Below are 24,288 nucleotides of genomic sequence, written 5' to 3' on the forward strand. Positions count from 1 at the left end.
GTCGCGCCCACGCGGCGGAGCCGCATATCAAATACAGCCCCGCGCCCCTGGGGGGTTGCAGTGCCGTCAGATCAAAGCGAACTGGCCTTCCGGGCCCTCCTCGTGGTGGTCCAGGACCGATGCTGGGTGGCGGGTCCACTCCGGGGCCGGGAGTACGCCCGCCTTGCGTAGCTCCGCCGCCGTGATCTGGTCCGTCACCTCCAACTCCTCCTGCTGGGGCCGCAGTTCTGCCAGCAGGGCCAACACCGTGATCAGCTCCAGCAGTTCTGATGTCCACGTCTGTTGCCAGGTGCCCGGGCGGATCGCCGCGAGTGTGCCCGGATCGGCCTCCGCCGTCCGGGACGTGAACCACTGCTCCAGTACCCGTACCCCGCTCACCTCGAAGTCCCAGGACTCGGGTGGTACCGGGGAGATGCGGCCCTCGTCGAGGTGGAGGGTCTCCTCGTCGCGGTCGTAGTGGAGGGTGAGGGGGAGGGATGGGAGTGGGGCGCGGACGTAGGGGCGTCGGCCGCCGGGGAGTTTGGGGCGGTCGCCGTTGCGGCGCATCAGCCAGAGGAGGCGGTGACCCAACTCGACTCCGCGTGACCACAGTTCGGGATCCGAAGTCAGCGGTACCGCTGGTCCCGGGCGGGCCGTCGTCACCGTCCAGGCCAGGACGTCCGCCGGGGTGAGGGAGTGGCCGAGGTGGGTGGCGAGGTGGTCCAACAGGCCCGGCGCCAGGTTCGGTTCCTCGGCACCGGGGCGGCGGTAGAGGGGGCGGACGCGGCCCGGGCGGACCAGGGGGAGGATCGTGGACGCGAGGAGGATCGGGCCGGGGGCGCCTGCCACCGCCGGTGTCTCCACCACGAAGATCTGGCGTTCGTCCGCCACCCGCCACAACTCCGGTCGCGCCACGTCGATCAGACGGTGGTCGGGGATCAGCCACTGTTCGTCGAAGGGGGCGTGCAGGACGCGGATCGGTTCGGGGGAGGGGCCGGTGGCGCGGATCAGCTTCTCCGTGCCGCTGGGCTGGCCCGGGAGTTGGGACACCGCCGAGTGCAGGGTGCGTGAGCGCGTCGGCTCGAACAGCACGTCCCGCTCGGGGACTTCGGCCTTCACCAGCGCGTCCCAGCGCGCTTTCAGGGTTGCCGCGTCAGGCGCCGTCGGCCACCCCCGGCCGAGCCGGATCGGTGCGACGGACCACGGCATCAGGTCCGCGAGCAGCGGAGCGTCGTCGTGCGTCACGCCTGGCATCGTACGACGACGTCAGTTCGCGACGTCGAGGGTGACCGAGAAGGAGAACCGGTCCCCCCGGTAGTGAATGACAGCCACGTCCAGCACCCTGCCCCGGGCGTCGTAGGTGATCCCCGTGTAGTGCAGGATCGGGCTGAGCAGCGGGACCTGGAGGAGACGCGCCGTCTCCGGGTCGGCGAGGCGGGCCTCCACCGTGTCCGTGATGCGGCTGATGTCCGCGCCGACGACGTCCCGCAGGACCTTGGTCATCGGCCAGCGGATGAGGTCGTCCAGGTCGAGGCGTGCGGCCAGTTCGGGGCGGATGTGGTTGCGGGCGTGGTTCGTCGGCTCGCCGGTCTTCTCGTCGCTGCGGAGGCGGTGGTACGTCGCCACCACGGTCAAGTCCGGGAAGTGCTCGGCCAGTTCGGGTGGCACGGTCACCGGTCCGTGGTCCAGGAGTTCCGTCCTCATGCCGGACTGCTGGGCGACGATCGCGTCCACCGAGCCCAACAGGCGGACCGGCGTGGCCCGTTGGACGCCCGGCTCGATGAACGTGCCCCGGCGGCGGTGCCGGGTGATCAGGCCCTCGTCCTCCAACTCCTTCAACGCCTGCCGCATGGTGAGCACGCTGACGCCGTAGTGCCCGGCGAGTTGCTCCTCCGTGGGCAGCCGCAGCGGGTCCCGGGGCGAGCGGCCGAGTATCGAGGCGCGCAGGGACTGCGACACCTGGTACCAGAGCGGCAACTTGCGGTTCAGGACGATCGAGTCCGGGGCGAAGGAGGTCACGGGGCCATCCGTACCGGTAGGGAGGGATCAGTGCAAGAGCCGTAAACCGGTGGGGAATTGGGAATGGAATTGTCAGCGCGAGGGGCGGAAGTGCCGTTGCAGGCCCTGCCACACGCCGTCGTAACCCTGCTGGAGGTGCTCGGCCCGCGCCGCCTGGGCCGTCGCCGTCACCGGCCACCGCGTCTCGAACATGAACGCAAGCCCGTCGTCGATCTTCTGCGGGCGCAGCTCGGCGGCGCTCGCGCGGTCGAAGGTGTCCCGGTCCGGGCCGTGCGCCGACATCATGTTGTGCAGCGAGCCGCCGCCCGGCACGAAGCCCTCGGCCTTCGCGTCGTAGGCGCCCTCGATGAGGCCCATGTACTCGCTCATCACGTTCCGGTGGAAGTACGGCGGCCGGAACGTGTCCTCCCCCACCAGCCAGCGCGGCGCGAAGACCACGAAGTCGACCCCGGCCAGGCCCGGTGTGTCCGACGGAGACGTCAGCACCGTGAAGATCGACGGGTCGGGGTGGTCGTAGGAGATGGAGCCGAGGACATTGAACCGGCGCAGGTCGTACGCGTACGGCACGTGGTTGCCGTGCCAGGCGACGACGTCGAGGGGGGAGTGGTCGTAGGTCGCCGTCCAGAGGTTGCCGCAGAACTTGTTGACCACCTCGACCGGGCCCTCGACGTCCTCGTACGCGGCGACCGGCGCGCGGAAGTCCCGTGCGTTGGCAAGGCCGTTGGCGCCGATCGGGCCGAGGTCGGGGAGTTGGAAGGGGGCGCCGTAGTTCTCGCACACATATCCGCGGGCTGACGCGTCGAGCAGCTCGACGCGGAAGCGCACCCCACGAGGGATCAACCCGACCTGTCCCGGCTCCAGTTGGAGGAGTCCGAACTCCGTGCGCAGCAGCAGTCCGCCGCGCTCCGGGACGATCAGCAGCTCGCCGTCCGCGTCGCTGAAGACCCGGTCCATCGAGGCGTCGGCGTGGTACAGGTGCACGGCCATGCCGGTGCGCTGGGTCGCGTCGCCGTTGCCGCCCAGGGTCCAGAGGCCGGCCAGGAAGTCGGTGCCGGGGGTGGGGGCGGGGAGCGGGTTCCAGCGCAGGCGGTTCGGGTCGGGTGCCGTCTCCGTGAAGGGCGCCGTACGGAGGAAGCCGTTGTCGGCGCGGGTGAACGCGGGGTGCGCGGCCGAGGGGCGGATGCGGTACAGCCACGAGCGGCGGTTGTGCGCCCTCGGCTCGGTGAACGCCGTACCACTGAGCTGCTCGGCGTAGAGGCCGAGCGGTGCGCGCTGCGGGGCGTTGCGGCCCTCGGGGAGGGCGCCCGGCACCGCCTCCGAGCTGTGTTCGTTGCCGAAACCGGTGAGGTAGGTCAGCCCCTCGGCGGTCTTGCGTGCGTCCCCGCTCATGCCTGCTCCCTGCGATCTGATTCCTATGCATCACCGTAGGATTGCGGTTTCGCGGGCGCAAGGGGACGAGGGCGGTACGGCCGGAAAGGTGAGGGGCGCGGGCGGAAAATCCGACTCACGGAGACCAAGAACCAGCCTCCAGGGGGATCCGGCTGTCGGACCGGTGTTCTACTCTCCCCCGCATGTCGTGGTCGCGCGCACTCCTCACCGCGCTCGCGGTCTGTGCCCTCCTGCTGGCCGGATCGGCGGGCTGCGACTCCGGTGATGCCGCCGCGAAGAAGGGCGACGGGGTGTCGCCTTCGCCCGTGGGCAAGGTCCTCGACGACACCGACGAACAGGGCCGGCACTACCGCGAGGTGGACAAGAAGGGCGCGCCGGAGGTCGGTGTCGAGGTGGAGCCCGATGCCGTGGACGACAGCTGGGACGTCACGCTGACCGTGCGCGACTTCCGCTTCTCGCCCGCCGGCGTGAAGCCGCAGGCCGTCGCGGGACGCGGCACCGTCCACCTCCTCGTGGACGGCCGTACCGTCGCCAGCCTCCGCATCCCCGAGTACCACCTCGCGGCCGACCTCGTCCCGCACGGCACCCACCACGTCACCGCGCGCCTCTACGCCGACGACGGCACGGTGTGGGCCGTCCACGGAAAGCCGGTGCAGAGCACGGCGGACATCACGGCGTCGGCGGCCCAGGCCACGCCCGACGGCAGCAAGGTCCCCGGCTCCTCGCCGGCGCAGGGGCCGACACGGGGGTCGAAATGAGTGCTACGGACACCCAATTCCGTACTCAGGTACGAGCTTCACCTGACCGCGGCGGAAAGGCATCATGAAGCCCGTGCCCCACACGACATCGCTCCGGCGTGCGCCCGTGCAGCGGCGGAGCGCCGAACGGCTGACCAGGATTCTCGACGCCTGCGCCGACCTCCTCGACGAGGTCGGCTACGACGCGCTGAGCACCCGGGCCGTGGCCCTGCGCGCCGGTGTCCCCATCGGCTCGGTCTACCGCTTCTTCGGGAACAAGCGTGCGATGGCCGACGCCCTCGCGCAGCGCAACCTGGAGCGCTACACGGAGCGGGTCACCGAGCGCCTCAAGGAGTCGGGTGCTGAGGGCTGGCGGACGGCGGTGGACGCCGTCCTCGACGAGTACCTGGCGATGAAGCGCACCGCGCCCGGCTTCTCCCTTGTCGACTTCGGCAACCAGATCCCCATCGGCTCGGGCCACGCGGAACCCAACACCCGCGTCGCCGACCGCCTCACCGACCTCCTCTCCGGCTACCTCGCCCGCGAGCCCGACGAGGACCTCCGCCGTGTCTTCCTGATCGCCGTGGAGACCGCCGACGCCCTCGTCCACCTGGCGTTCCGGGTCGCGCCGGAGGGCGACGAGAAGGTCATCGCGGAGACGCGGGAGCTGCTGCGGGCGTATCTGGCACGGGTCCTGGACTGACCGGCGGCCCGACGCCGATGTGACGCGGGTTTCCGACGTCACCCCCGTCACCCCCTCGCCACCCTCCATACCGCTCGGTATGCTCGCCGCCAAGAGGCAACGAAGCCCTTGGGAGGCCCCGTGTCCCGCACCGCCCCGCGTATCTGCCCCCTGTGCGAAGCCACCTGTGGGCTGACGCTCACCATCGAGGGCACCCGGGTCACCGGCGCCCGGGGTGATCGCGACGACGTGTTCAGCCGGGGCTTCATCTGCCCCAAGGGCGCCTCCTTCGGCGCCGTCGACAGCGACCCCGACCGCCTGCGCACCCCGCTCGTCCGCCGGGACGGCGAACTGCGCGAGGCCACCTGGGAGGAGGCCTTCGACGCGGTCGCGGCCGGCCTGCGCCCGATCGTCGAGCGCCACGGCCCGCACGCCGTCGGCGTCGTCCTCGGCAACCCCAACGTGCACACGATGGCCGGCGCCCTCTACCCGCAGGTCCTGCTCGGCGCCCTCGGCACCCGCAGCGTCTTCACCGCGTCCACGGTCGACCAGATGCCCAAGCACGTCTCCTGCGGACTGCTGTACGGCGACGCCAACGCGATCCCGGTCCCGGACCTCGACCACACCGACCACCTCCTCCTCATCGGCGCCAACCCCCTTGAGTCCAACGGGAGTCTGTGCACCGCCCCCGACTTCCCCGGCAAGCTCAAGGCACTCAAGGCCCGCGGCGGCACCCTCACCGTCATCGACCCGCGCCGCACCCGCACCGCCAAACTCGCCGACCGCCACATCGCGGTCCGCCCCGGCGGCGACGCCCTGCTGCTCGCCGCGATGACCTACGTCCTCTTCGACGAACACCTCGTGGAGCTGGGGGAGTTGGCCCCGCATGTGGAGGGGGTGGATGAACTCCGCGCCGCCGTACGGGACTTCACCCCGGAAGCCGTGACCGGCGCCTGTGACGTCGACGCCGACGAGATCCGCGCCCTCGCCCGCGAACTCGCCGCCGCCCCAACTGCCGCCGTCTACGGCCGGATCGGCAGCTGCACCGTCCCGCACGGCACCCTGGCCAGCTGGCTGGTCGACGTCCTCAACATCCTCACTGGCAACCTCGACCGGCCCGGCGGTGCCCTCTTCCCGCAGGCCGCCACCGACCGGACGCCCCGGCCCGCCGGGCCAGGGCGCGGCTTCGCGCTCGGGCGCTGGCGGTCGCGGGTGAGTCAATACCCGGAGGCCAAGGGCGAGTTGCCGCTCTCCGCGCTCGCCGAGGAGATCGACACCGCGACCGCCGAGGGCGAACCGATCCGCGCGCTCGTCGCCGTCGCGGCGAACCCCGTGCTCTCCGCACCGGACGGCGCCCGCCTCGACAAGGCCCTCGACTCACTGGACTTCATGGTGAGCGTCGACCCGTACCTCAACGAGACCGCGCGCCACGCCGACGTGGTGCTGCCGCCGCCCCCGCCGTCCCAAAGCCCGCACCACGACTTCGCGTTCAACACCCTCGCCGTCCGCAACCAGGTCCGCTACACCCGCCCCGCGATCCCGCTGGAGCCCGGCCGGATGGCCGAGACCGAGATCCTGGCCCGGCTGGTCCTCGCCGCGAGCGGCATGCACGGCGCCGACCCGGCGGCCGTGGACACGATGGTCATCGACCAGACCCTCGGCAAGGCCGTCAAGGATCCCAACTCGCCTGTCCACGGCCGTGATTCGCGCGAGCTCAGCGCCCAACTCGCCGGCGACACCGGCCCCGAGCGACGGCTGGACATGATGCTGCGCCTCGGTCCCTACGGCGACGGCTTCGGCGTACGGCCCGACGGGCTGTCCTTGGAGAAACTCCTCGCGCATCCGCACGGCATCGACCTCGGCCCGCTCAAGTCCCGCCTCCCGCAACCGCTCAAGACCCGCAGCGGCAAGGTCGAGCTGCTGCCGCAACCGATCGTCGACGACCTGCCCCGCCTCCGGCAGGCGATGAGCGACCGTGCCGACGGACTCGTGCTCGTCGGCCGCCGCCACCTCCGCTCCAACAACAGCTGGATGCACAACGTGCCCGCCCTCACCGGCGGCACCAACCGCTGCACCCTGCACATCCACCCCGAGGACGCGGAACGCCTCGGTGTGGTCGACGGCGCGCCGGTCCGCGTGAAGGGCGCCGGGGGAGAGGTGACCGCCCCCGCCGAGATCACCGACGGGCTGCGGCGCGGAGTCGTGAGCCTTCCGCACGGCTGGGGACACGACCGTCCCGGCACCCGGCTCAGCCACGCGGCCACCGATCCGGGCGTCAACGTGAACCAGCTGCTCGACGGCAGTCAGCTCGACCCGTTGTCGGGCAACGCGGTGCTCAACGGAGTGCCCGTGGAGGTGGCCGCACTGACCGCACCGCTGTGACCTGGAGTTTTGCGCTTATTGCTCGCGCGTCAACATCTTGTTAACGCAGCTTTGCGCGACCTAACGTCGTCGGACCGCCGCCCCTGGTGGGAGTTCAAAGGCGAACGTTAGGTGTTCCACTCATGCTGACCATCCTCGGCTTCACCATGATCGCGACCTTCCTGGTCCTGATCATGCTGAAGAAGATGTCGCCGATCGCGGCGCTCGTCCTGATACCGGCGCTGTTCTGCGTCTTCGTCGGAAAGGGCGCCAAGCTCGGCGACTACGTCATCGACGGCGTCACCAGCCTCGCGCCCACCGCGGCGATGCTCATGTTCGCGATCGTCTACTTCGGCGTGATGATCGACGTGGGCCTCTTCGACCCGATCGTGCGAGGGATCCTCAAGTTCTGCAAGGCGGATCCGCTGCGCATCGTCGTCGGTACGGCGGTCCTCGCCGCGATCGTCTCCCTGGACGGCGACGGCTCGACCACCTTCATGATCACGGTCTCGGCGATGTACCCCCTGTACAAACGCCTGAAGATGAGCCTCGTCGTGATGACCGGCGTCGCCGCGATGGCCAACGGCGTGATGAACACGCTCCCTTGGGGCGGCCCCACCGCCCGTGCCGCCACCGCCCTCAAGGTCAGCGCCAGCGACATCTTCGTCCCGATGATCCCGGCCCTCGCCGTGGGCATGCTGGCGGTCCTCGTCCTCTCCTACGTCCTCGGTCGCCGCGAGCGCAAGCGGCTCGGCGTGCTGACGCTGGACGAGGTGCTCGTCGAGGAGCCCGCCGAGTCGGAGACGGTCCTCGTGGGCGCCGGCGGCGACAATAAGGGCCTGGCGGCAGGCAAGGGCGACAACAAGCAGGCGGCGAGCGGGAGTTCGGGTTCAGGCACGGACGCCGACGCCGAACTCCCCGACGAGGACGAGGGGTTCCAGGGCCTCGACCCCGACAGGCCCACCCTGCGCCCCAAGCTCTATTGGTTCAACGCGCTGCTCACGGTCACCCTGCTCGTCGCCATGATCATGGAGTGGCTGCCGATCCCGGTCCTCTTCCTGCTCGGCGCCGCCCTCGCCCTGACCGTCAACTTCCCCCACATGCCCGACCAGAAGGCCCGTCTCGGCGCCCACGCGGAGAACGTCCTCAACGTCTCCGGCATGGTCTTCGCCGCCGCCGTCTTCACCGGCGTGCTCCAAGGCACCGGCATGGTCGACCACATGGCGACCTGGCTGGTCGACAACATCCCCGACGGCATGGGCCCGCACATGGCCTTCGTCACCGGCGTGCTGAGCATCCCGCTCACGTACTTCATGTCGAACGACGGCTTCTACTTCGGCATCGTCCCGGTGCTCGCCGAGGCCGGCAACGCCCACGGCGTCTCGACCCTGGAGATCGCCCGCGCCTCGCTCGTCGGTCAACCGCTGCACATGTCCAGCCCGTTGGTGCCCGCCGTCTACGTCCTGGTCGGCATGGCCAAGGTCGAGTTCGGCGACCACACCCGGTTCGTGGTCAAGTGGGCCGCCCTGACATCGCTCGTCGTCCTCGGGGCAGGAATCCTGTTCGGCATCATCTGACCGACCTCGGCATCGTCCGACCGACGGGACAAGGGACTTCACCATGGCGCCCGGCAGGAACCGCGGCTGGCTGCTCCGCCTCGTCATCGCCTTCAGCTTCACGCAGGGGGCGGTGTCGATGGCCCGCCCCGCCGTCTCCTACCGGGCCCTCGCGCTGGGCGCCGACGAGCGGGCGATCGGCGTCATCGCGGGCGTGTACGCACTGCTCCCCCTCTTCGCCGCCGTACCGCTCGGCCGCCGCACCGACCACGGCCGCTGCGCACCCCTGCTGCCGGTCGGCGTGGTCCTGATCTCCGGCGGCTGTGCGCTCAGCGGACTCGCCAACTCCCTCTGGGCGATGGCGATGTGGAGCGGCGTGATGGGCCTCGGCCACCTCTGCTTCGTGATCGGCGCCCAGTCGCTGGTCGCCCGCCAGTCCGCCCCGCACGAACAGGACCGCAACTTCGGCCACTTCACCATCGGCGCCTCCCTCGGCCAGCTCATCGGCCCCATCGCCGCAGGCGCCCTGATCGGCGGCTCCGACATGGCCGGCACCAGCGCGCTCGCCCTCCTCGTCGCGGGAGCGGGCGCCGCCGTATCGTTCACGTCGCTGTGGCGCATCGAGGACCGTACGGCCGTCAAGTCCCGTACGGAGCAAGGCGATCGCGTGCCCATGCGGAGCATCCTGGGCGCCCGGGGCGTACCCGCCGGCATCTTCATCAGCCTCTCCGTGCTCTCCGCGACCGACATCCTCACCGCCTACCTCCCGGTGGTCGGCGAGCACCGCGGCATCGCGCCCTCCGTGATCGGCGTCCTGCTCAGCATCCGCGCGGCGGCCACCATCGCGTGCCGACTGGTGCTGACCCCGCTGCTCCAACTCCTCGGCAGGGCAGCGCTGTTGACCGCGACCTGCCTCCTGGCGGGCGTCCTGTGCGCGGGCATCGCGCTCCCGCTCCCGGTGTGGGCCATCGGCCTGATGCTCGCGATCCTGGGTTTCTGCCTGGGAGTCGGCCAACCCCTCTCGATGACGACGGTCGTCCAGGCCGCCCCCGACGACGCCCGCTCCACCGCCCTCGCCCTACGGCTGACCGGAAACCGCCTCGGCCAGGTCGCCGCGCCCGCCGGTGCGGGTCTCGTCGCCGGAGTCGCTGGCGTGGCCGCGCCGTTCGTAATGCTCGGTGCGCTGCTGGTGCTGTCGGCGGGGGTCGCGCTGCGCTCACCGGGCGGGTCGTCGCAGGGGCGTACGGCACCCCGCGGGGTGCGGCGGGCGGGGCCTTCCTTGAGCCAGAAGGGCGATATCCAGCGATAACTGACGGCGCGTACGGCGCTGCGCACGCGTTCGGCGGGCCGAACGTGAAAAGGAATCAGGTTGAAGAGTGATTCGTACGATAATCGCCTGATTCGGAGGGCTGTTCATGCCGACCTCATTCCTGCCCCGTCGAGCCGCCGCCTGGACGGTTCTCGCCGCCGCGGCAACCGTCGCCTTCGGTGCGCCCGTCGCCGTCGCCGCCCCCGGTGACAACGGAGACGTCAAGATCCACGAGGTGGGCACGCCCTTCGACGACCAGCGCAACCAGCCGAAGGTCTGCGACTTCTACCTCGACGCGTTCAACTTCGACACGGTCCAAGAGGTCACCTGGTCCATCGAGACCCAGCCGTCGATCCCGGGCGGCGCGACCCGTTCCGGCTCCATCACGCTCACGACCGGCACCGGCCACACCATGCCCGTCGCGACCCTGCCGAACGGCATGTACAAGCTGACCTGGAACTTCGTCGGCGAGAACGGCAACGGCAAGCACAAGGTCTTCCAGGTCGACTGCCCGTCCCCGCCGCCCGGCGGCACCGGCGGCACGACCGGCGGAGGCACGGGCGGCACGGGCGGAGGCACGGGCGGTCCCAACGGCGGTCCGCCCGCCGGTGGCGGCGGGCTGGCCAGGGACGCGGCCCTGTCCCCGCTCGCGGGCGCCGCCGCGGTGGGCCTGACCGCGGTCGGCGGGGCGGTCTGGTTCCGGCTGCGTCGCCGTCCCCACGGTGCGTCCTGAGCGGATGCGATGAACTCCGGCTCTGCCCCGCGCCCCACCCGGGCGCGGGGCGCTGACCCCATGCGCCCGCGCCACGGGCCGCGACCGGCCGCAGGCGATCGGCGGCCCCCTGCCCGAACCTTCCGGGAGGCGCCCGGCCGCACCGCCCCCGGCGTGGTGCGGTACGGCCGGCCCTGGCACCGGACACGCGCCTTCCGGCTCGTGCGGACGCTCGTGCTGGCCGTCGTCATGATGGTCGGCGGCGCCCGGTGTGCCGGCGGGGACACCTCCCGTCCGGTCCGGGCGACGCCGCCGGCCACGGACCTCCGCACGGACGCGCGCGGCGGCCGACCGGTGCCCACGGCAAGCCCGTCGGCACACCCCGCCCCCCGCCCCGCCCGCCCGGCACCCCCACCTCACCCCCTCCCGCACTCCCGCGCGATCACCCTCGCCATCCCCTACCTCGACGTCGACGCCCCGGTCATGCCCCTCCGGCTCGACCGCGGCCACCGGATGTCCGCACCGCCGGGCGACGACCCGAAGCGGGTGGGCTGGTACGCCGACGGGCCCTCCCCAGGCGAGCAGGGCACCGCCGTCGCCGTCGGCCACCTCGACACCATGACCGGCCCCGCCGTCTTCGCCGGCCTCGGCGAACTCAAGCCGGACCATCTGATCGAGGTCCGGCGCGCCGACGGACGGACCGCCGTCTACACGGTCGACGCGGTACGGACGTACGAGAAGGCGCACTTCCCCGACCGGGAGGTCTACGGCGCCCGCGGGCGCCCGGAGTTGCGCCTGATCACCTGCGGCGGCGGTTACGACCGCAGGACCGGCTACACGGGCAACACCGTCGTCTTCGCCCATCTCGTCGCGACCCGTGAGCGCGCCCGGACTGGCTGAAGATGACCGTCCGTTTTCTCACCACCCGGACCGACAAGCCCGATCCCGTCCGGTCTCTTCCCCCGGGTGCGCACATTCCGTTAGCTTCCGTGACTCACAAGCCTCGTACGACCCGTGCGAGGTGTCCGGATCGCGGAGCACCGTCGCCCAAGTGAGCCCCCGGGGGCACTCGTCATGACACGCGCCATCTCCCTGCACGACGTGAGCAAGGCCTACGCGCGAGGCGTCCGCGTGGTGGACCGGCTGTCCCTGGACATCGCGCCGGGGGAGTTCCTCGTCCTGCTCGGGCCGTCCGGGTGCGGCAAGTCGACCGTGCTGAGGATGATCGCGGGCCTGGAGCAGATCGACGAGGGCGAGTTAAGACTCGACGGCGAGTACGCCAACGAACTCGCCCCGTCCGAACGGGACATGGCGATGGTGTTCCAGAACTTCGCCCTCTACCCGAGCATGACCAGCCGCGACAACATCGGCTTCCCGCTGCGCATCGAGACCCCCGGTGAGGACCCGCGCGCCCGCGTCGACGCCACCGCCCGCATGCTCGGCATCGAGGACCTCCTGGAGCGCTTCCCCAGCCAGCTCTCCGGCGGCGAACGCCAGCGCGTCGCCATGGGCCGGGCCATCGCCCGCCACCCCTCCGCGTTCCTGATGGACGAGCCCCTCTCCAACCTCGACGCCAAACTCCGCAACCACCTCCGCGCCGAAATCTCCTCCCTCACCCGCAAGTTGGGCGTCACCACGGTCTACGTCACCCACGACCAGGCCGAGGCCATGTCCCTCGGCGACCGGGTCGCCGTCTTGCGCGGCGGGGTCCTCCAGCAGGTCGGCACCCCGCGCTCGGTGTACGCCCTGCCCCGCAACATCTTCGTCGCCGCCTTCATCGGCACCCCGCGCATCAACCTTCTACGCGGCCTGGTCCGGGCCCCGTTGGACGGCGCGATGACCATCAGCCTCGGCAAGCAGTACCTCCGGCTGCCCGAACCCCTGTGCCTGGACCACCAGTTGCTCCGCGTGCAGCAGGGCCGCGAGGTCATCGTCGGCCTGCGCTCCGAGGCGATCCGTATAGCCAAGCCCGCCGCCGCCCGCCCCGGTGAGGTGGCGATCAGCGGCCTGGTCGAGCACGTGGAGTTCCAGGGCCACGAGGTCCTCGTCCACTTCAACACCGGCTCCCGGCCCGCCGTCGTACCGGAGTTGGAGGCGCCGCGCCCCGCCCGCCCGGTCCGTCGCCGCCGACGCGAGGGCGGTGTCCTGGACCGGCTGCGGGGACGCGCGGGCGCACTGCGCGCCGGACCGGTGGTGGTCCTGGACCCCTCGACGGCCCCGGAATCCGACCCCATGCCGCCCGAGGGCCGCCTCCCCGGCGACCTCGTCGTCCGCACCACCCCCGACATCGAACTCCGGCACGGCATGCAGGTCCCGCTCCTCGTCGACATCGCCCACCTGTTCGTCTTCGACCAGCACGGCGAACGGATCTCCCCGGCTCCGGCGCGGCTGCCCGACCTGGAGGAGTGACGCCCGGTACGGATAGGTGCATGACCCTGCACTTCACCCGAAACCGGGCAGCCCTCGCGATCGCCGGCCTCCTCCTGGCAGCCGCGGCCCCCACCGCCTACGCGAGCCTCGACACCGAAACCGCGCCCGCGATCGCCCCCGCGTCGACACGCGGAACGCCGTACGTCGAGACGCAGCTCTTCTTCGGCACCGAGCGGCCGGACGGTGGACCGGCCGTCACCGACCGGCAGTTCATGGCCTTCGTCGCCAAGGAGGTCACGCCCGACTTCCCGGACGGGCTGACCGTGCAGAACGGGCGCGGGCAGTGGCGGGACGCGAACGGGAAGATCGAGAAGGAGCGGTCGTACGAGCTGATCCTGCTCTATCCGGTGAAGGCGGCGGCCGCGAGCGACCGGAAGATCGAGGAGGTCCGGCGGGCGTACGAGAAGGCCTTCGCGCAGGAGGCGGTGGCCCGGGTGGACGACCGGACGCGGGTTGATTTCTGAGGTGATCCGGTGTTGGGACCTGAGGTGGCGGGTGTCTGTGACCCCGGGTCTCTGGCGCCGGAAAACTAACACCGCTAGTTTGTGAGGCGGACGACGACGTCACGCCCGGGAGGCAGCACGATGAAGGCACACGACGGCATGTACATCGACGGCGCCTGGCGCCCCGCCGCGAGCGGGGACACCATCGACGTGGTGAACCCGGTCGACGAGCAGGTGATCGACCGCGTCCCGGCCGGTACCGCCGCGGACATCGACACCGCCGTACGCGCCGCCCGTGCCGCCCTCCCGGGCTGGGCCGCGACCCCGCCGGCCGAACGCGCCGCGCGCCTGGGGGAGTTGAGGGACGTCCTGGTGAGCCGCAAGGACGAGATCGCGGAGACGGTCACCGCCGAACTGGGCTCACCGCTCGCCTTCTCGCAGGCCGTCCACGCGAGCGTGCCGATCGCGGTGGCGGGTTCCTACGCCGAACTCGCCGCGACCCACGCCTTCGAGGAGAAGGTCGGCAACTCGACGGTCTACCAGGAACCCATCGGCGTAGTCGGCGCGATCACCCCCTGGAACTACCCCCTCCACCAGATCGTCGCCAAGGTCGCCCCCGCCCTCGCGGCAGGCTGCACGGTGGTGCTCAAGCCGGCCGAAGACACCCCGCTCACGGCCCAGTTGTTCGCCGAGGCGGTCGACGAGGCGGGCATCCCGGCGGGCGTCTTCAACCTCGTGACGGGCCTGGGTCCGGTGGCCGGCCAGGCATTGGCCGAACACCCCGGCGTCGACCTCGTCTCCTTCACCGGCTCCACGGCGGTCGGCCGCCAGATCGGCGCGACGGCGGGTGCGGCGGTGAAGAAGGTCGCCCTCGAACTGGGCGGCAAGTCCGCCAACGTCATCCTCCCGAGCGCCGACCTCGCCAAGGCCGTCAACGTAGGTGTCGCCAACGTGATGTCCAACTCCGGCCAGACGTGCAGCGCTTGGACCCGGATGCTGGTCCATCGCGACCAGTACGACGAGGCGGTGGAACTGGCGGCGACGGCCGCCGCCAAGTACGGCCCGCGCATCGGCCCGGTCGTGAACGCCAAACAGCGGGCGAGGGTGCGGAGTTACATCGAGCAGGGCGTCGCCGAGGGCGCGAGGCTGGTGGCGGGCGGCCCCGAATCCCCTTCCCCGCAGGGCTACTTCATCAGCCCGACCGTCTTCGCCGACGTGACCCCCGACATGACGATCGCCCAGGAGGAGATCTTCGGCCCGGTCCTGACGATCCTCCGCTACGACGACGAGGACGACGCCGTGCGTATCGCCAACGGCACGGTGTACGGCCTCGCGGGTGCGGTGTGGGCCGGTGAGGAGGCCGAAGCGGTGGAGTTCGCGCGGAGGTTGGAGACCGGGCAGGTGGACATCAACGGCGGGCGGTTCAACCCCCGGGCTCCGTTCGGGGGTTACAAGCAGTCGGGTGTCGGCCGGGAGCTCGGCGCGCACGGGCTGTCCGAGTACCTCCAGACCAAGTCCCTTCAGTTCTAGCCCTGTCAGCCCTGTCAGGAGGCCTCACATGGTCCGCGCCGCCGTACTGCCCGCCGTGGGCGCTCCGTTGGAGATCGCCGAGATCGACCTCCCGGACCCCGGCCCCGGCCAGGTCCGCATCCGCCTCGCCGCCGCCGGGGTCTGCCACTCCGACCTGTCCCTGACCAACGGCACGATGCGTGTGCCGGTCCCGGCGGTCCTCGGTCACGAGGGCGCGGGCACGGTCGTAGCCGTGGGGGAGGGCGTCACCCATGTCTCACCCGGCGCCCCGGTCATCCTCAACTGGGCCCCGTCCTGCGGCACTTGCCACGCCTGCACCCTGGGCGAGGTCTGGCTCTGCGCCAACGCGCTCAACGGCGCGGCGGACGTCTACGCCCACCGCACCTCCGACGGCAGCGACCTCCACCCCGGTCTGAACGTGGCGGCGTTCGCGGAGGAGACGGTCGTAGCGGCGTCCTGTGTCCTGCCCCTACCGGACGGCATCCCGCTGACGGACGCGGCACTGCTCGGCTGCGCCGTCCTCACCGGCTACGGCGCGATCCACCACTCGGCACAGGTCCGCGAGGGCGAGACGGTCGCGGTGTTCGGCGTCGGCGGGGTGGGCCTGGCCACCCTCCAGTCGGCCCGGATCGCGGGCGCCACGACGATCGTCGCGGTCGATGTCTCCCCGGAGAAGGAGGAGTTGGCCCGCGCGGCCGGGGCGACGGACTACGTGGTCGCCTCCGAGAACACGGCCCGCGAGATCCGCGCCCTCACCGGAAAACAGGGCGTCGACGTCGCCGTGGAGTGCGTGGGCCGCGCGGTCACCATCCGCACCGCTTGGGAGTCCACCCGCCGAGGCGGCCGTACGACAGTCGTCGGCATCGGCGGCAAGGACCAGCAGGTCACCTTCAACGCCCTCGAACTCTTCCACTGGGGCCGGACGTTGAGCGGCTGCGTCTACGGCAACTCCGACCCGGCGAAGGACGTACCGGTGCTCGCCGAGCATGTCCGGGCCGGACGGCTGGACTTGGGGGCGCTGGTGACGGAACGGATCGGGTTGGACGGGATTCCGGGGGCGTTCGAGAACATGGTGGTTGGGAAGGGTGGGCGGGCGTTGGTCATCTTCTGACCAGGTGTTCGGTGAGGGGGCTGGGGCGGCGGGCGCCCGCTGGTGGGCGGTTCCTCGGGCGGGGTGATTCGCTGGTGGGCGCTACCGAGGGCGCTGGTCGCTTTCTGGCGGGCGGCTCCCCAGGGGACGGCAACTTGTGGCGGGTGCTTGTGCGGGCGTCTGTCATTTCCCGGCAGGCGCCTGCCGGGGCGCCGGTCACTCGCTGACGGGGTTTTCTCAGCCGACGGGCACCGGCTGGCGGGTGTTTCCCGGGGGAGCGGTGACTCTCTGACAGGTGCTTCCGCAGGCTCCGGTCGCTTTCTGGCAGGCGCTTCCCCGGGTGCCGGTCTGTACTGACGGGCGCTTCCCCGGGGGCCGGTCACTTACCGACAGGCGCGTCCTCGGTCGGCGGCTCGGCCCTGACCACTGGAGTCGCCTCCGCACTGGTATCCACGCCCGCAGCTGTCCCCGCACCGGCATCCGCATCGGCACCCGCAGCCACACCCGTCCCTGCCCCCGCCCCCGTACCCGGCCCCGCCCCCTGTACTGCCGTCCGCGCCCGGGACCGCGACACAGCCACACCCGCCAGACACAGCACCCCACCCCCCAGCGTGAGCAACCCCGGCACCTCGCCCAGTACCAGCCACGACATCAGGACGACCAGGGCGGGCACCGCGTACGTCGTCGCGCCCATCTTGCTGGCGGTCGTCCTGGCGAGGGCGTACGCCCAGGTCGTGAAGGCGAGGGCGGTCGGGAAGACGCCCAGGTAGACCATGTTGAGCGTGGCGGAGACGGGCGCGTCGGCCGCCTGATGGACGAGCTGCCCGGCGAACGGCAGACACATCACCGCGCCGACGAGACACCCGAACGTAGTCACCTGGAGCGCGCTGGCCCGGGCGAGGGCCGGCTTCTGGGCGACAACCCCACCGGCGTACGCGACCGCGGCGAGCAGACACAGCACCACACCGAGCACGGACGAACCGCCGTCGCCCGACATCGACAGCCCCACGGTCACCGCACCGGCGAACGACACCGCCATCCCCGCGAGCAACCGCGGCGGCATCGCGTCACCGAGGAGCCGCGAGCCGAGCAGGGCGATGAGGATCGGTCCAATGTTGACGACGAGGGCGGCGGTACCGGCGTCGACCTGCTGCTCGCCCCAGTTCAGGACGACCATGTAGAACCCGAACCACAGCACGCCCGATATGGCGATCCCCCGCCACGCGGACCGCGGCGGCACCCCTCCCCGCCGTACGAGAGAGATCACGCCCAGCGTCAGCGCCCCGCTCGTCAGCCGCCCCAGCGCCAGCGCGCCCGGCGAGTAGGCGGACCCCGCACTCCGGATGGACACGAACGCGGAGGCCCACAGCACGACGGTGACGACAGCGGCTGCGGCGGCTGCCCGTTCGGGACGGAGGAGGGATTTCGTCATGCGTACGAGGTTAGGCGGCGACAGGGTCGTACCGCTGGCGGAATTCGGACGCGATCGTCGGGGACGGCGCGTGGTGCCTGGGAGGTGATTTATCTTGCCTATGAGGCTTGACGGCGAACCTGACCGAGGGGCAGAGTCCACAAGACGCGCAGACATGCGCCGACGCATGGCGACACGTACTGATACATACCGATACCTATCGATACGTACCGACAGGTGAGGACGGGTCCGATGAGCCACCACTCCGTACCGAAGCAAGTGCATCGCCTGTGGTCGACCGCGCACGAGCCCGTGCTGGAGGTCGAGGACGGCGACACCGTGGAGTTCGACCTCACCGAGGCCACGGACGGACAGTTCGACCCGACGTCGACGGTCGATGCGGTGGCCGGTTTCGACTGGGACCGGGTCTATCCCCTGGCCGGCCCCATCCTGGTCAAGGACGCGGAACCGGGTGACGTTCTGGAGGTGGAGTTCCTCGAACTGCGGTCGGTGGACTGGGGTTGGACGGCGGTCCTGCCCCAACTCGGCCTGCTCACTGAGGACTTCCCCGATGCGCACCTCCACCTGTGGGACCTGACCGGCGGAGACACGGCCAACTTCCTGGACGTGGCCGACATTCCGATCCGCCCGTTCTGCGGGGTGGTTGGGGTCTGCCCGGACGTCACCGAACCCCAAAGCGTCCTGCCCCCGGGCCACTTCGGCGGCAACGTCGACTGCAAGGACCTGGTGGTCGGCACCAAGCTCTACCTCCCGGTCCAGGTCTCCGGCGCCCGCCTCAGCCTCGGCGACCCCCACGCGGCCCAGGGCGACGGCGAGTTGTGCGTGAGCGCGATCGAGGCGTCCTTGTCGGGCGCGGCCCGCATCCGCCTCCACAAGGACCGCCGCATCCCGGCCCCCCAATTCGAGACGCCGGGCCCCCTCCACCCGGACCCCGCCCGGGCCGGCCACTACGCCACGATGGGCGTGGCCCCCGACCTCATGCGAGCGGCCCAGGACGCAACCCGGGCCATGATCGACCACCTGGGCACCCGCTACGGCCTCGCCCCGATCGACGCCTACGTCCTGTGCAGCGTCGCCGTGGACCTACGGATCACAGAGGTAGTGGACGCCCCCAACTGGATCGTCACGGCCCACCTGCCGAAGGCGATACTCCGGCCCTTCTGAAGCGCGGGAGGCGCTGCCCCCTTAGGGGCGCGGGGCTGTATCTATTTGCGGCTCCGCCGCGTGGGCGCGACCAGCCACGACGCGTCGGCACACGGCAGACCACAGAAGTCCCCACCCCAGTAGCCGCGCCCTATCGCCCAGCCACCTCCGAGAACTGTCGCGCCAACCCCTCCAGCAACGCCGCCAACCCCACCTCGAACGCCCGCTCATCCACCTTCTCCTGCTGCTCGGCAAGAAGATGAGCCTGCCCAAGATGCGGATAGTCGGCGGGATCGTACGCACTCTCGTCGTCCACGAACCCCCCGGCGAACGACCCCAGCGCCGACCCCATGATGAAGTACCGCATCAACGCCCCGATCGACGTGGCCTGCGCCGCGGGCCACCCCGCGTCGACCATCGCGCCGTACACCGCATCCGCAAGCCGCAACCCGGCCGGTCGCCGCCCGGGCCCGGTCGCGAGCACAGGCACGATGTTCGGGTGGTCGCGCAACGCGGACCGGTACGACACGGCCCAGTCGTGCAGCGCCGTACGCCAGTCCCGCCCGTCCTCGAACATCGACAGATCGACCTGCGCGCTGACCGAGTCGGCGACCGCCTCCAGAATCTGGTCCTTCGTGCGGAAGTGGTTGTACAACGAGGGCCCACTCACCCCCAGCTCGGCAGCGAGCCGGCGCGTGGAGACGGCCGCGAGGCCCTCCGTGTCCACCAGCACCCGCGCCGCCTCGACGATCCGGTCGGTACTGAGCAGGGGCTTGCGCGGTCGGGCCATGCCGCACATAGTAGGGCTGCGAGAGTCAAACTAGCAGTGCTAATTTAAATGTGCAGCAGTCGATGTTCGGCCTTCCACTTGGGGTGACACGCAATGAACCTGGAGCTCAGCGAGGAGCAGGAGGCCGTACGGCGGCTCGCCAAGGACTTCGTGGACCGCGAGATCGCCCCGCACGTCATCACCTGGGACCGCGCGGAGGAAGTCGACCGCTCGATCGTCAAGAAGCTCGGCGGGGTCGGTTTCCTGGGGCTGACGGTCGACGAGGAGTACGGCGGCTCGGGCGGCGACCATCTCGCGTACTGCCTGGTCACCGAGGAACTCGGCCGCGGGGACTCCTCCGTGCGCGGGATCGTCTCCGTGTCGCTGGGCCTCGTCGCCAAGTCGATCGCGGCCTGGGGCGACGAGGAGCAGAAGCGGCGCTGGCTGCCGGGGCTCACCTCCGGCGAGTACGTCGGCTGCTTCGGGCTCACCGAACCCGGCACCGGTTCCGACGCCGGCAACCTCACCACCCGCGCGGTCCGGGACGGTGGGGGCACCTCCCGGTCGAGCGGAGCCGAGAGTGGGGGAGACTACGTCATCAACGGCACCAAGATGTTCATCACGAACGGGACTTGGGCCGATGTGGTGCTGTTGTTCGCGCGCTCGACCGACGCCCCGGGACACAAGGGCGTCTCCGCCTTCCTCGTCCCGACCGACACCCCCGGCCTCACCCGCCGCACCATCCACGGCAAGCTCGGCCTGCGCGGCCAGGCCACCGCGGAACTCGTCCTCGAAGACGTCCGCGTCCCCGCCTCGACGATGCTCGGCCCCGAGGGCAAGGGCTTCTCGGTCGCCATGTCGGCGCTGGCCAAGGGCCGGATGTCGGTCGCGGCGGGCTGCGTCGGCATCGCCCAGGCCGCGCTCGACGTGGCGCTGCGCTACGCCGGTGAGCGCGAGCAGTTCGGCAAGCCCATCGCGCAGCACCAGCTCGTGCAGGAACTGATCAGCGACATCGCCGTCGACGTGGACGCGGCCCGCCTGCTGACCTGGCGGGTCGCCGACCTCGTCGACCGCGGGCTGCCCTTCGCCACCGAGTCCTCCAAGGCCAAGCTCTTCGCCTCGGAGGCCGCCGTCCGCGCCGCGAACAACGCGCTCCAGGTCTTCGGCGGCTACGGCTACATCGACGAGTACCCGGCCGGCAAGCTGCTGCGCGACGCCCGCGTGATGACTCTCTACGAAGGCACCAGCCAGATCCAGAAACTGCTCATCGGGCGCGCGCTGACGGGTGTTTCCGCGTTCTGAAGACCCGTTCTGAGTACGTGAGTTGAGTATCCGAGCGGATGTCCCGCGGGCCGTGGCCGCCGATGCTTGACCCATGAGCGAAGCATCGGGCAAACCGCAGAACACGGCCGCCTTCTACGGCCAGGCCGTCGCGTCCTTCTCCGTCGCCATCGCGGCGACCGCCATCGGCATCTTCAAGCTGCACGCCGACGCCTGGGTACGGGCCTTCCTCGCGATCGCCGTCCTGTATCTGGTCACCTCCTCCTTCACCCTGGCCAAGGTGATCCGGGACCGGCAGGACGGGGCGCGCAGCGCGTACAACCCGTTCGAAAAGCTCTGAGCGGGGAGACTAAGCGCTCGCTCAGGTTCGGCGGTATGGTGGAGCCCTTGTCATCGAGAGGGGTTCACGAGCGATGAGTACGGCGGAGGAGACGACCGCGGGCGACCCGCAGGCCTGGGCAGAGGTCACGCCCGACGCGGCCCGGCGGCTGCTGATCGCCGCCGTGGAGGCCTTCGCCGAGCGCGGCTACCACGCGACGACCACCCGGGACATCGCGGGCCGCGCCGGGATGAGCCCGGCCGCGCTCTACATCCACTACAAGACCAAGGAAGAGCTGCTCCACCGCATCAGCAGGATCGGCCACGAGAAGGCCCTGGAGATCCTGCGGACGGCGGCGGGGCGCGAGGGCAGCGCCGCCGAGCGGCTCGCGGACGCCGTGAGCTCCTTCGTGCGCTGGCACGCGGGCGGGCGCACCACCGCGCGGGTCGTGCAGTACGAACTCGACTCGCTCGGCCCGGACGCCCGCGCCGAGATCCTCGCGCTGCGCCGCCAGGTCGACGCCGAGGTGCGCGGGATCGTCGAGGACGGGGTCGCCGACGGCTCCTTCGACGTGCCGGACGTGAAGGGCACCACCCTCGCGATCCTGTCCCTGTGCATCGACGTGGCCCGCTGGTTCAGCCTCGACGGCCCCCGGACGCCCGACGAGGTCGGCGCGCTCTACGCCGACCTCGTGCTGCGGATGGTGGGGTCCAAGTAGCCGCCGTGGCGGGGGAGTCGGTGTCGCTCAGAGGTAGTAGCGCGACACCGACTCGGCCACGCACACCGGCTTGTCGCCGCCCTCGCGCTCCACGGTGAACGCGACGGTCACCTGGACGCCGCCTGGCACGTCGTCGACGCCGGTGATCTTCGCGGTGGCGCGGAGCCGGGAGTCGACCGGGACCGGGGCGGGGAAACGCACCTTGTTCGTCCCGTAGTTGACGCCCATCTTCACGCCCTCGACCTTGATCAGCTGCGGTCCGAAGAGCGGGAGGAGCGACAGGGTGAGGTAGCCGTGCGCGATGGTCGTCTTGAAGGGGCCGGCCGCCGCCTTCTCCGGGTCGATGTGGATCCACTGGTGGTCGCCCGTCGCGTCCGCGAACAGGTCGATCCGCTTCTGGTCGATCTCCAGCCAGTCGGTGTGCCCCAACTGCTCGCCGACCGCCGCCCGCAGGTCGTCGACGGAGGTGAAGATCCTCGGCTCTGCCATGTCCTGTCCCGGCCTCTCACGTCATCCAGCACGCCATCACGTCATCACATGCCTAAGCAACTGCTTAGCATGGTCGGATGCGGGGCCCCTGTCAACGGACCACGGGTGTGATGCGATGGGTAGGCTCTGACGGGTGCCTCAGATCCCCGAGAAGATCCACGAGCTGTCGGTCGGCCAACTCGCCGCACGCAGCGGAGCCGCCGTCTCCGCCCTGCACTTCTACGAGGCCAAGGGCCTGATCAGCAGCAGCCGCACCACGGGCAACCAGCGCAGGTACACCCGCGACACCCTGCGCCGGGTCGCCTTCGTGCGGGCCGCCCAGCGCGTCGGCATCCCGCTGGCCACCATCCGCGAGGCGCTCGCCGAACTCCCCGAGGAGCGCACCCCGACCCGCGAGGACTGGGCCCGCCTCTCCGAGGCCTGGCGCTCCGAACTCGACGACCGCATCAAGCAGCTCAACCGCCTCCGCGACCACCTCACCGACTGCATCGGCTGCGGCTGCCTGTCCCTGGCGAACTGCGTCCTGTCCAACCCGGACGACGTGGTCGGCGAACGGGGTGCGGGTTCACGCCTGATGACGGAACCGGGGGACCGCCGAAAGGCCCGCGCCCCTCGGGACCGGGATCCCGAGGGGCGCGACTGAGGACGGCGCTCACTCGTACTCGGTGCCGCCCTTCCGCGTCAGATACGCCGGACTGACGGCCTTGGCGATCGCCCGTCCACCGGTCACCGCGCTGTACCGCTCCACCGCCGGACGGATCACCACCCCCTCGCGCAGATGCAGCCCGCTCCCGGACACGGTCTCCCGCCCGCTCGCGACCTCCAGCACCCGCTCGATGTCGTACGGCCCCTCGTACAGCCTTGGCACCAACGGCAGCTCCCCGTCGAGGAGTTGGGCCAGTTCGGCCGCGTCCAGCCATCGGACGGCACCGTCGATCTCCGCGGACACGTCGAACGCGGCGTACCCGAGCGTGGCGCGTCGCCCGTCGGCGCCGTACGTCAGGTCCTGCACGCCCGCGCCGTAGACCTCGCCGAAGATGCCGACCCGGCGCGCGCCGAGCCGTTCGGCGAGCCGGGCTGCGGCCTCGGGGACGCCGCGACCGCGGACGGCTCGCCAGTACAGGTTGCGCGGATCCTCTTTCAGGGCAAGGGACTTGGCGCCGAAACCCTTCGAGGAGACCTGTACGCGGCCGCCCTCCTCCTCGGGGAAGTAGGTCAACAGGCAGGCGGAGCCGTGGAGTTTCTCGGTCAGGACCACAGCCTCGCCCGGTTCGAATATCCCCGGAAACCGCTGGATGTTCTCGATGTCCACCCAGGGCAGCAGATCGGGCGCGGACTCGACGTCACCGTTCATCGTGGGCGGGATCGGCGGTACCCACTTGACGATGCCGAGCCGCTCCGCGAAGTCCGTGCCGTCCAGGGCGGCTTGGGCCAGATCGACGTCGGCGAGGGCCTTCGGCCGGCACACGATGCCCTGCGACAGCTCACCGCGCAGCCGCACCGCCCTGACCCGGTCGGCGTTGCTCCCCGCGAGGCGTCCGGTGAGCCCCAACTCCTCGATCAGCTCGGCCGGGAGCACGGCCTGCTCCGGGATGTAGACGGCGGTCTCACCGGTGCGGAACGCGCCCTTGGCGACAACGGCTCGGTACAGGCCGACCTGGGCCAGTTCGAGGGCGTCGGCGTTCGGGTGTTCATGGACGGTCAGCACTTCGGCGGTGACGCGCAGCGTCGACATCGGGACTCCTCGTTCCGGTTCCGTGGGTCGTTCTCAGGTGTGTTTCATCGCCCTCAACTGTCCTGATCCGAAAGGAGTGGAGCGACCGGATTACCGGCTGCTATGGGCCGTGTCGAAAGTGGTTGGTTGGGACGGTGCGGCCTGTGTTTCCATTCCGGGGTGACC

At 70.8% G+C, this 24,288-nt stretch carries 23 protein-coding genes; 16 read left to right on the forward strand and 7 right to left on the reverse strand.

Going from position 1 to position 24,288, the window contains the following annotated elements; translation table 11 throughout:
• Positions 1 to 66 precede the first annotated feature (66 nt).
• The 3 genes from ACIBK4_RS33935 to hmgA all read right to left on the reverse strand — a co-directional run bounded on the left by ACIBK4_RS33935 (position 67) and on the right by hmgA (position 3,387).
• Positions 67 to 1,233 carry a type ISP restriction/modification enzyme gene (locus ACIBK4_RS33935; RefSeq protein ID WP_399000986.1) on the reverse strand — a complete coding sequence of 389 codons (1,167 nt, stop codon included), beginning with the start codon at positions 1,231 to 1,233 and terminating at the stop codon, positions 67 to 69.
• A 12-nt stretch (positions 1,234 to 1,245) separates the two neighbouring features.
• Complete coding sequence (locus ACIBK4_RS33940) at positions 1,246 to 1,998, reverse strand: GntR family transcriptional regulator (protein WP_399000988.1); 753 nt, start codon at positions 1,996 to 1,998, stop codon at positions 1,246 to 1,248.
• Between the two features lie 72 nt (positions 1,999 to 2,070).
• Positions 2,071 to 3,387: a homogentisate 1,2-dioxygenase gene (gene hmgA, locus ACIBK4_RS33945; protein ID WP_399000990.1), complete on the reverse strand. Its 1,317-nt coding sequence runs from the start codon at positions 3,385 to 3,387 to the stop codon at positions 2,071 to 2,073.
• Positions 3,388 to 3,569: 182 nt separating this feature from the next.
• Between hmgA and ACIBK4_RS33950 the strand changes: the two genes are divergently transcribed.
• The 11 genes from ACIBK4_RS33950 (at position 3,570) to ACIBK4_RS34000 (ending at position 16,258) form a co-directional block, all read left to right on the forward strand.
• A complete protein-coding gene (locus tag ACIBK4_RS33950) occupies positions 3,570 to 4,145 on the forward strand; it encodes a hypothetical protein (protein WP_399000992.1) in 576 nt (191 codons plus the stop codon).
• Positions 4,146 to 4,209: 64 nt separating this feature from the next.
• Positions 4,210 to 4,827 (forward strand): TetR family transcriptional regulator, encoded by a 618-nt coding sequence (locus ACIBK4_RS33955; RefSeq protein WP_399000994.1) that lies wholly within the window; start codon positions 4,210 to 4,212, stop codon positions 4,825 to 4,827.
• Between the two features lie 120 nt (positions 4,828 to 4,947).
• A complete protein-coding gene (locus ACIBK4_RS33960; protein WP_399000996.1) occupies positions 4,948 to 7,188 on the forward strand; it encodes a molybdopterin oxidoreductase family protein in 2,241 nt (746 codons plus the stop codon).
• A 122-nt stretch (positions 7,189 to 7,310) separates the two neighbouring features.
• Positions 7,311 to 8,744 carry a CitMHS family transporter gene (locus ACIBK4_RS33965; RefSeq protein WP_399000998.1) on the forward strand — a complete coding sequence of 478 codons (1,434 nt, stop codon included), beginning with the start codon at positions 7,311 to 7,313 and terminating at the stop codon, positions 8,742 to 8,744.
• A 43-nt stretch (positions 8,745 to 8,787) separates the two neighbouring features.
• Entirely contained in the window at positions 8,788 to 10,032 is a 1,245-nt protein-coding gene (locus ACIBK4_RS33970; protein WP_399001000.1) for an MFS transporter, read from the forward strand.
• 106 nt (positions 10,033 to 10,138) lie between these two features.
• Entirely contained in the window at positions 10,139 to 10,765 is a 627-nt protein-coding gene (locus ACIBK4_RS33975) for a hypothetical protein (RefSeq protein ID WP_399001003.1), read from the forward strand.
• Between the two features lie 201 nt (positions 10,766 to 10,966).
• On the forward strand, positions 10,967 to 11,644 hold the full coding sequence (locus tag ACIBK4_RS33980; RefSeq protein ID WP_399001005.1) for a class F sortase: 678 nt from the start codon (positions 10,967 to 10,969) through the stop codon (positions 11,642 to 11,644).
• Between the two features lie 174 nt (positions 11,645 to 11,818).
• Positions 11,819 to 13,153, forward strand: a complete 1,335-nt coding sequence (locus tag ACIBK4_RS33985) for an ABC transporter ATP-binding protein (protein ID WP_399001007.1) — start codon at positions 11,819 to 11,821, stop codon at positions 13,151 to 13,153.
• Positions 13,154 to 13,173: 20 nt separating this feature from the next.
• Positions 13,174 to 13,638 (forward strand): DUF3574 domain-containing protein, encoded by a 465-nt coding sequence (locus ACIBK4_RS33990; protein WP_399001009.1) that lies wholly within the window; start codon positions 13,174 to 13,176, stop codon positions 13,636 to 13,638.
• A gap of 120 nt (positions 13,639 to 13,758) precedes the next feature.
• On the forward strand, positions 13,759 to 15,147 hold the full coding sequence (locus tag ACIBK4_RS33995) for an aldehyde dehydrogenase family protein (protein ID WP_399001011.1): 1,389 nt from the start codon (positions 13,759 to 13,761) through the stop codon (positions 15,145 to 15,147).
• Between the two features lie 28 nt (positions 15,148 to 15,175).
• Entirely contained in the window at positions 15,176 to 16,258 is a 1,083-nt protein-coding gene (locus tag ACIBK4_RS34000) for a Zn-dependent alcohol dehydrogenase (protein WP_399001013.1), read from the forward strand.
• Positions 16,259 to 16,616: 358 nt separating this feature from the next.
• Here the strand turns inward: ACIBK4_RS34000 and ACIBK4_RS34005 are convergent, their stop codons facing one another.
• A complete protein-coding gene (locus ACIBK4_RS34005; protein WP_399001015.1) occupies positions 16,617 to 17,669 on the reverse strand; it encodes a DMT family transporter in 1,053 nt (350 codons plus the stop codon).
• A 231-nt stretch (positions 17,670 to 17,900) separates the two neighbouring features.
• Here ACIBK4_RS34005 and ACIBK4_RS34010 point away from each other — a divergent pair, with 231 nt between their 5' ends.
• Positions 17,901 to 18,833 carry an acetamidase/formamidase family protein gene (locus ACIBK4_RS34010; RefSeq protein ID WP_399001017.1) on the forward strand — a complete coding sequence of 311 codons (933 nt, stop codon included), beginning with the start codon at positions 17,901 to 17,903 and terminating at the stop codon, positions 18,831 to 18,833.
• A 130-nt stretch (positions 18,834 to 18,963) separates the two neighbouring features.
• On the opposite strand, the gene ACIBK4_RS34015 is transcribed toward ACIBK4_RS34010, so the two are convergent.
• Positions 18,964 to 19,602, reverse strand: coding sequence for a TetR/AcrR family transcriptional regulator (locus tag ACIBK4_RS34015; RefSeq protein WP_399001019.1), 639 nt, complete (start codon positions 19,600 to 19,602; stop codon positions 18,964 to 18,966).
• 93 nt (positions 19,603 to 19,695) lie between these two features.
• On the opposite strand from ACIBK4_RS34015, the gene ACIBK4_RS34020 reads away from it, so the two are divergent.
• The 3 genes from ACIBK4_RS34020 to ACIBK4_RS34030 all read left to right on the forward strand — a co-directional run bounded on the left by ACIBK4_RS34020 (position 19,696) and on the right by ACIBK4_RS34030 (position 21,899).
• Positions 19,696 to 20,883: an acyl-CoA dehydrogenase family protein gene (locus ACIBK4_RS34020; RefSeq protein ID WP_399001021.1), complete on the forward strand. Its 1,188-nt coding sequence runs from the start codon at positions 19,696 to 19,698 to the stop codon at positions 20,881 to 20,883.
• Positions 20,884 to 20,956: 73 nt separating this feature from the next.
• Positions 20,957 to 21,202 (forward strand): YiaA/YiaB family inner membrane protein, encoded by a 246-nt coding sequence (locus ACIBK4_RS34025; RefSeq protein ID WP_399001023.1) that lies wholly within the window; start codon positions 20,957 to 20,959, stop codon positions 21,200 to 21,202.
• 73 nt (positions 21,203 to 21,275) lie between these two features.
• Complete coding sequence (locus ACIBK4_RS34030; protein ID WP_019059192.1) at positions 21,276 to 21,899, forward strand: TetR/AcrR family transcriptional regulator; 624 nt, start codon at positions 21,276 to 21,278, stop codon at positions 21,897 to 21,899.
• A 27-nt stretch (positions 21,900 to 21,926) separates the two neighbouring features.
• On the opposite strand, the gene ACIBK4_RS34035 is transcribed toward ACIBK4_RS34030, so the two are convergent.
• Positions 21,927 to 22,388 carry a MaoC family dehydratase gene (locus tag ACIBK4_RS34035; RefSeq protein WP_019059191.1) on the reverse strand — a complete coding sequence of 154 codons (462 nt, stop codon included), beginning with the start codon at positions 22,386 to 22,388 and terminating at the stop codon, positions 21,927 to 21,929.
• 133 nt (positions 22,389 to 22,521) lie between these two features.
• On the opposite strand from ACIBK4_RS34035, the gene soxR reads away from it, so the two are divergent.
• Positions 22,522 to 23,031 (forward strand): redox-sensitive transcriptional activator SoxR, encoded by a 510-nt coding sequence (soxR, locus tag ACIBK4_RS34040; protein ID WP_399001026.1) that lies wholly within the window; start codon positions 22,522 to 22,524, stop codon positions 23,029 to 23,031.
• Positions 23,032 to 23,040: 9 nt separating this feature from the next.
• Here soxR and ACIBK4_RS34045 read toward each other — a convergent pair whose 3' ends face one another.
• Complete coding sequence (locus tag ACIBK4_RS34045) at positions 23,041 to 24,123, reverse strand: RNA ligase (ATP) (protein ID WP_399001028.1); 1,083 nt, start codon at positions 24,121 to 24,123, stop codon at positions 23,041 to 23,043.
• Positions 24,124 to 24,288 lie beyond the last annotated feature (165 nt).

The sequence above is a fragment of the Streptomyces sp. NPDC050528 genome, assembly GCF_044457795.1.
GTDB lineage: Bacteria > Actinomycetota > Actinomycetes > Streptomycetales > Streptomycetaceae > Streptomyces.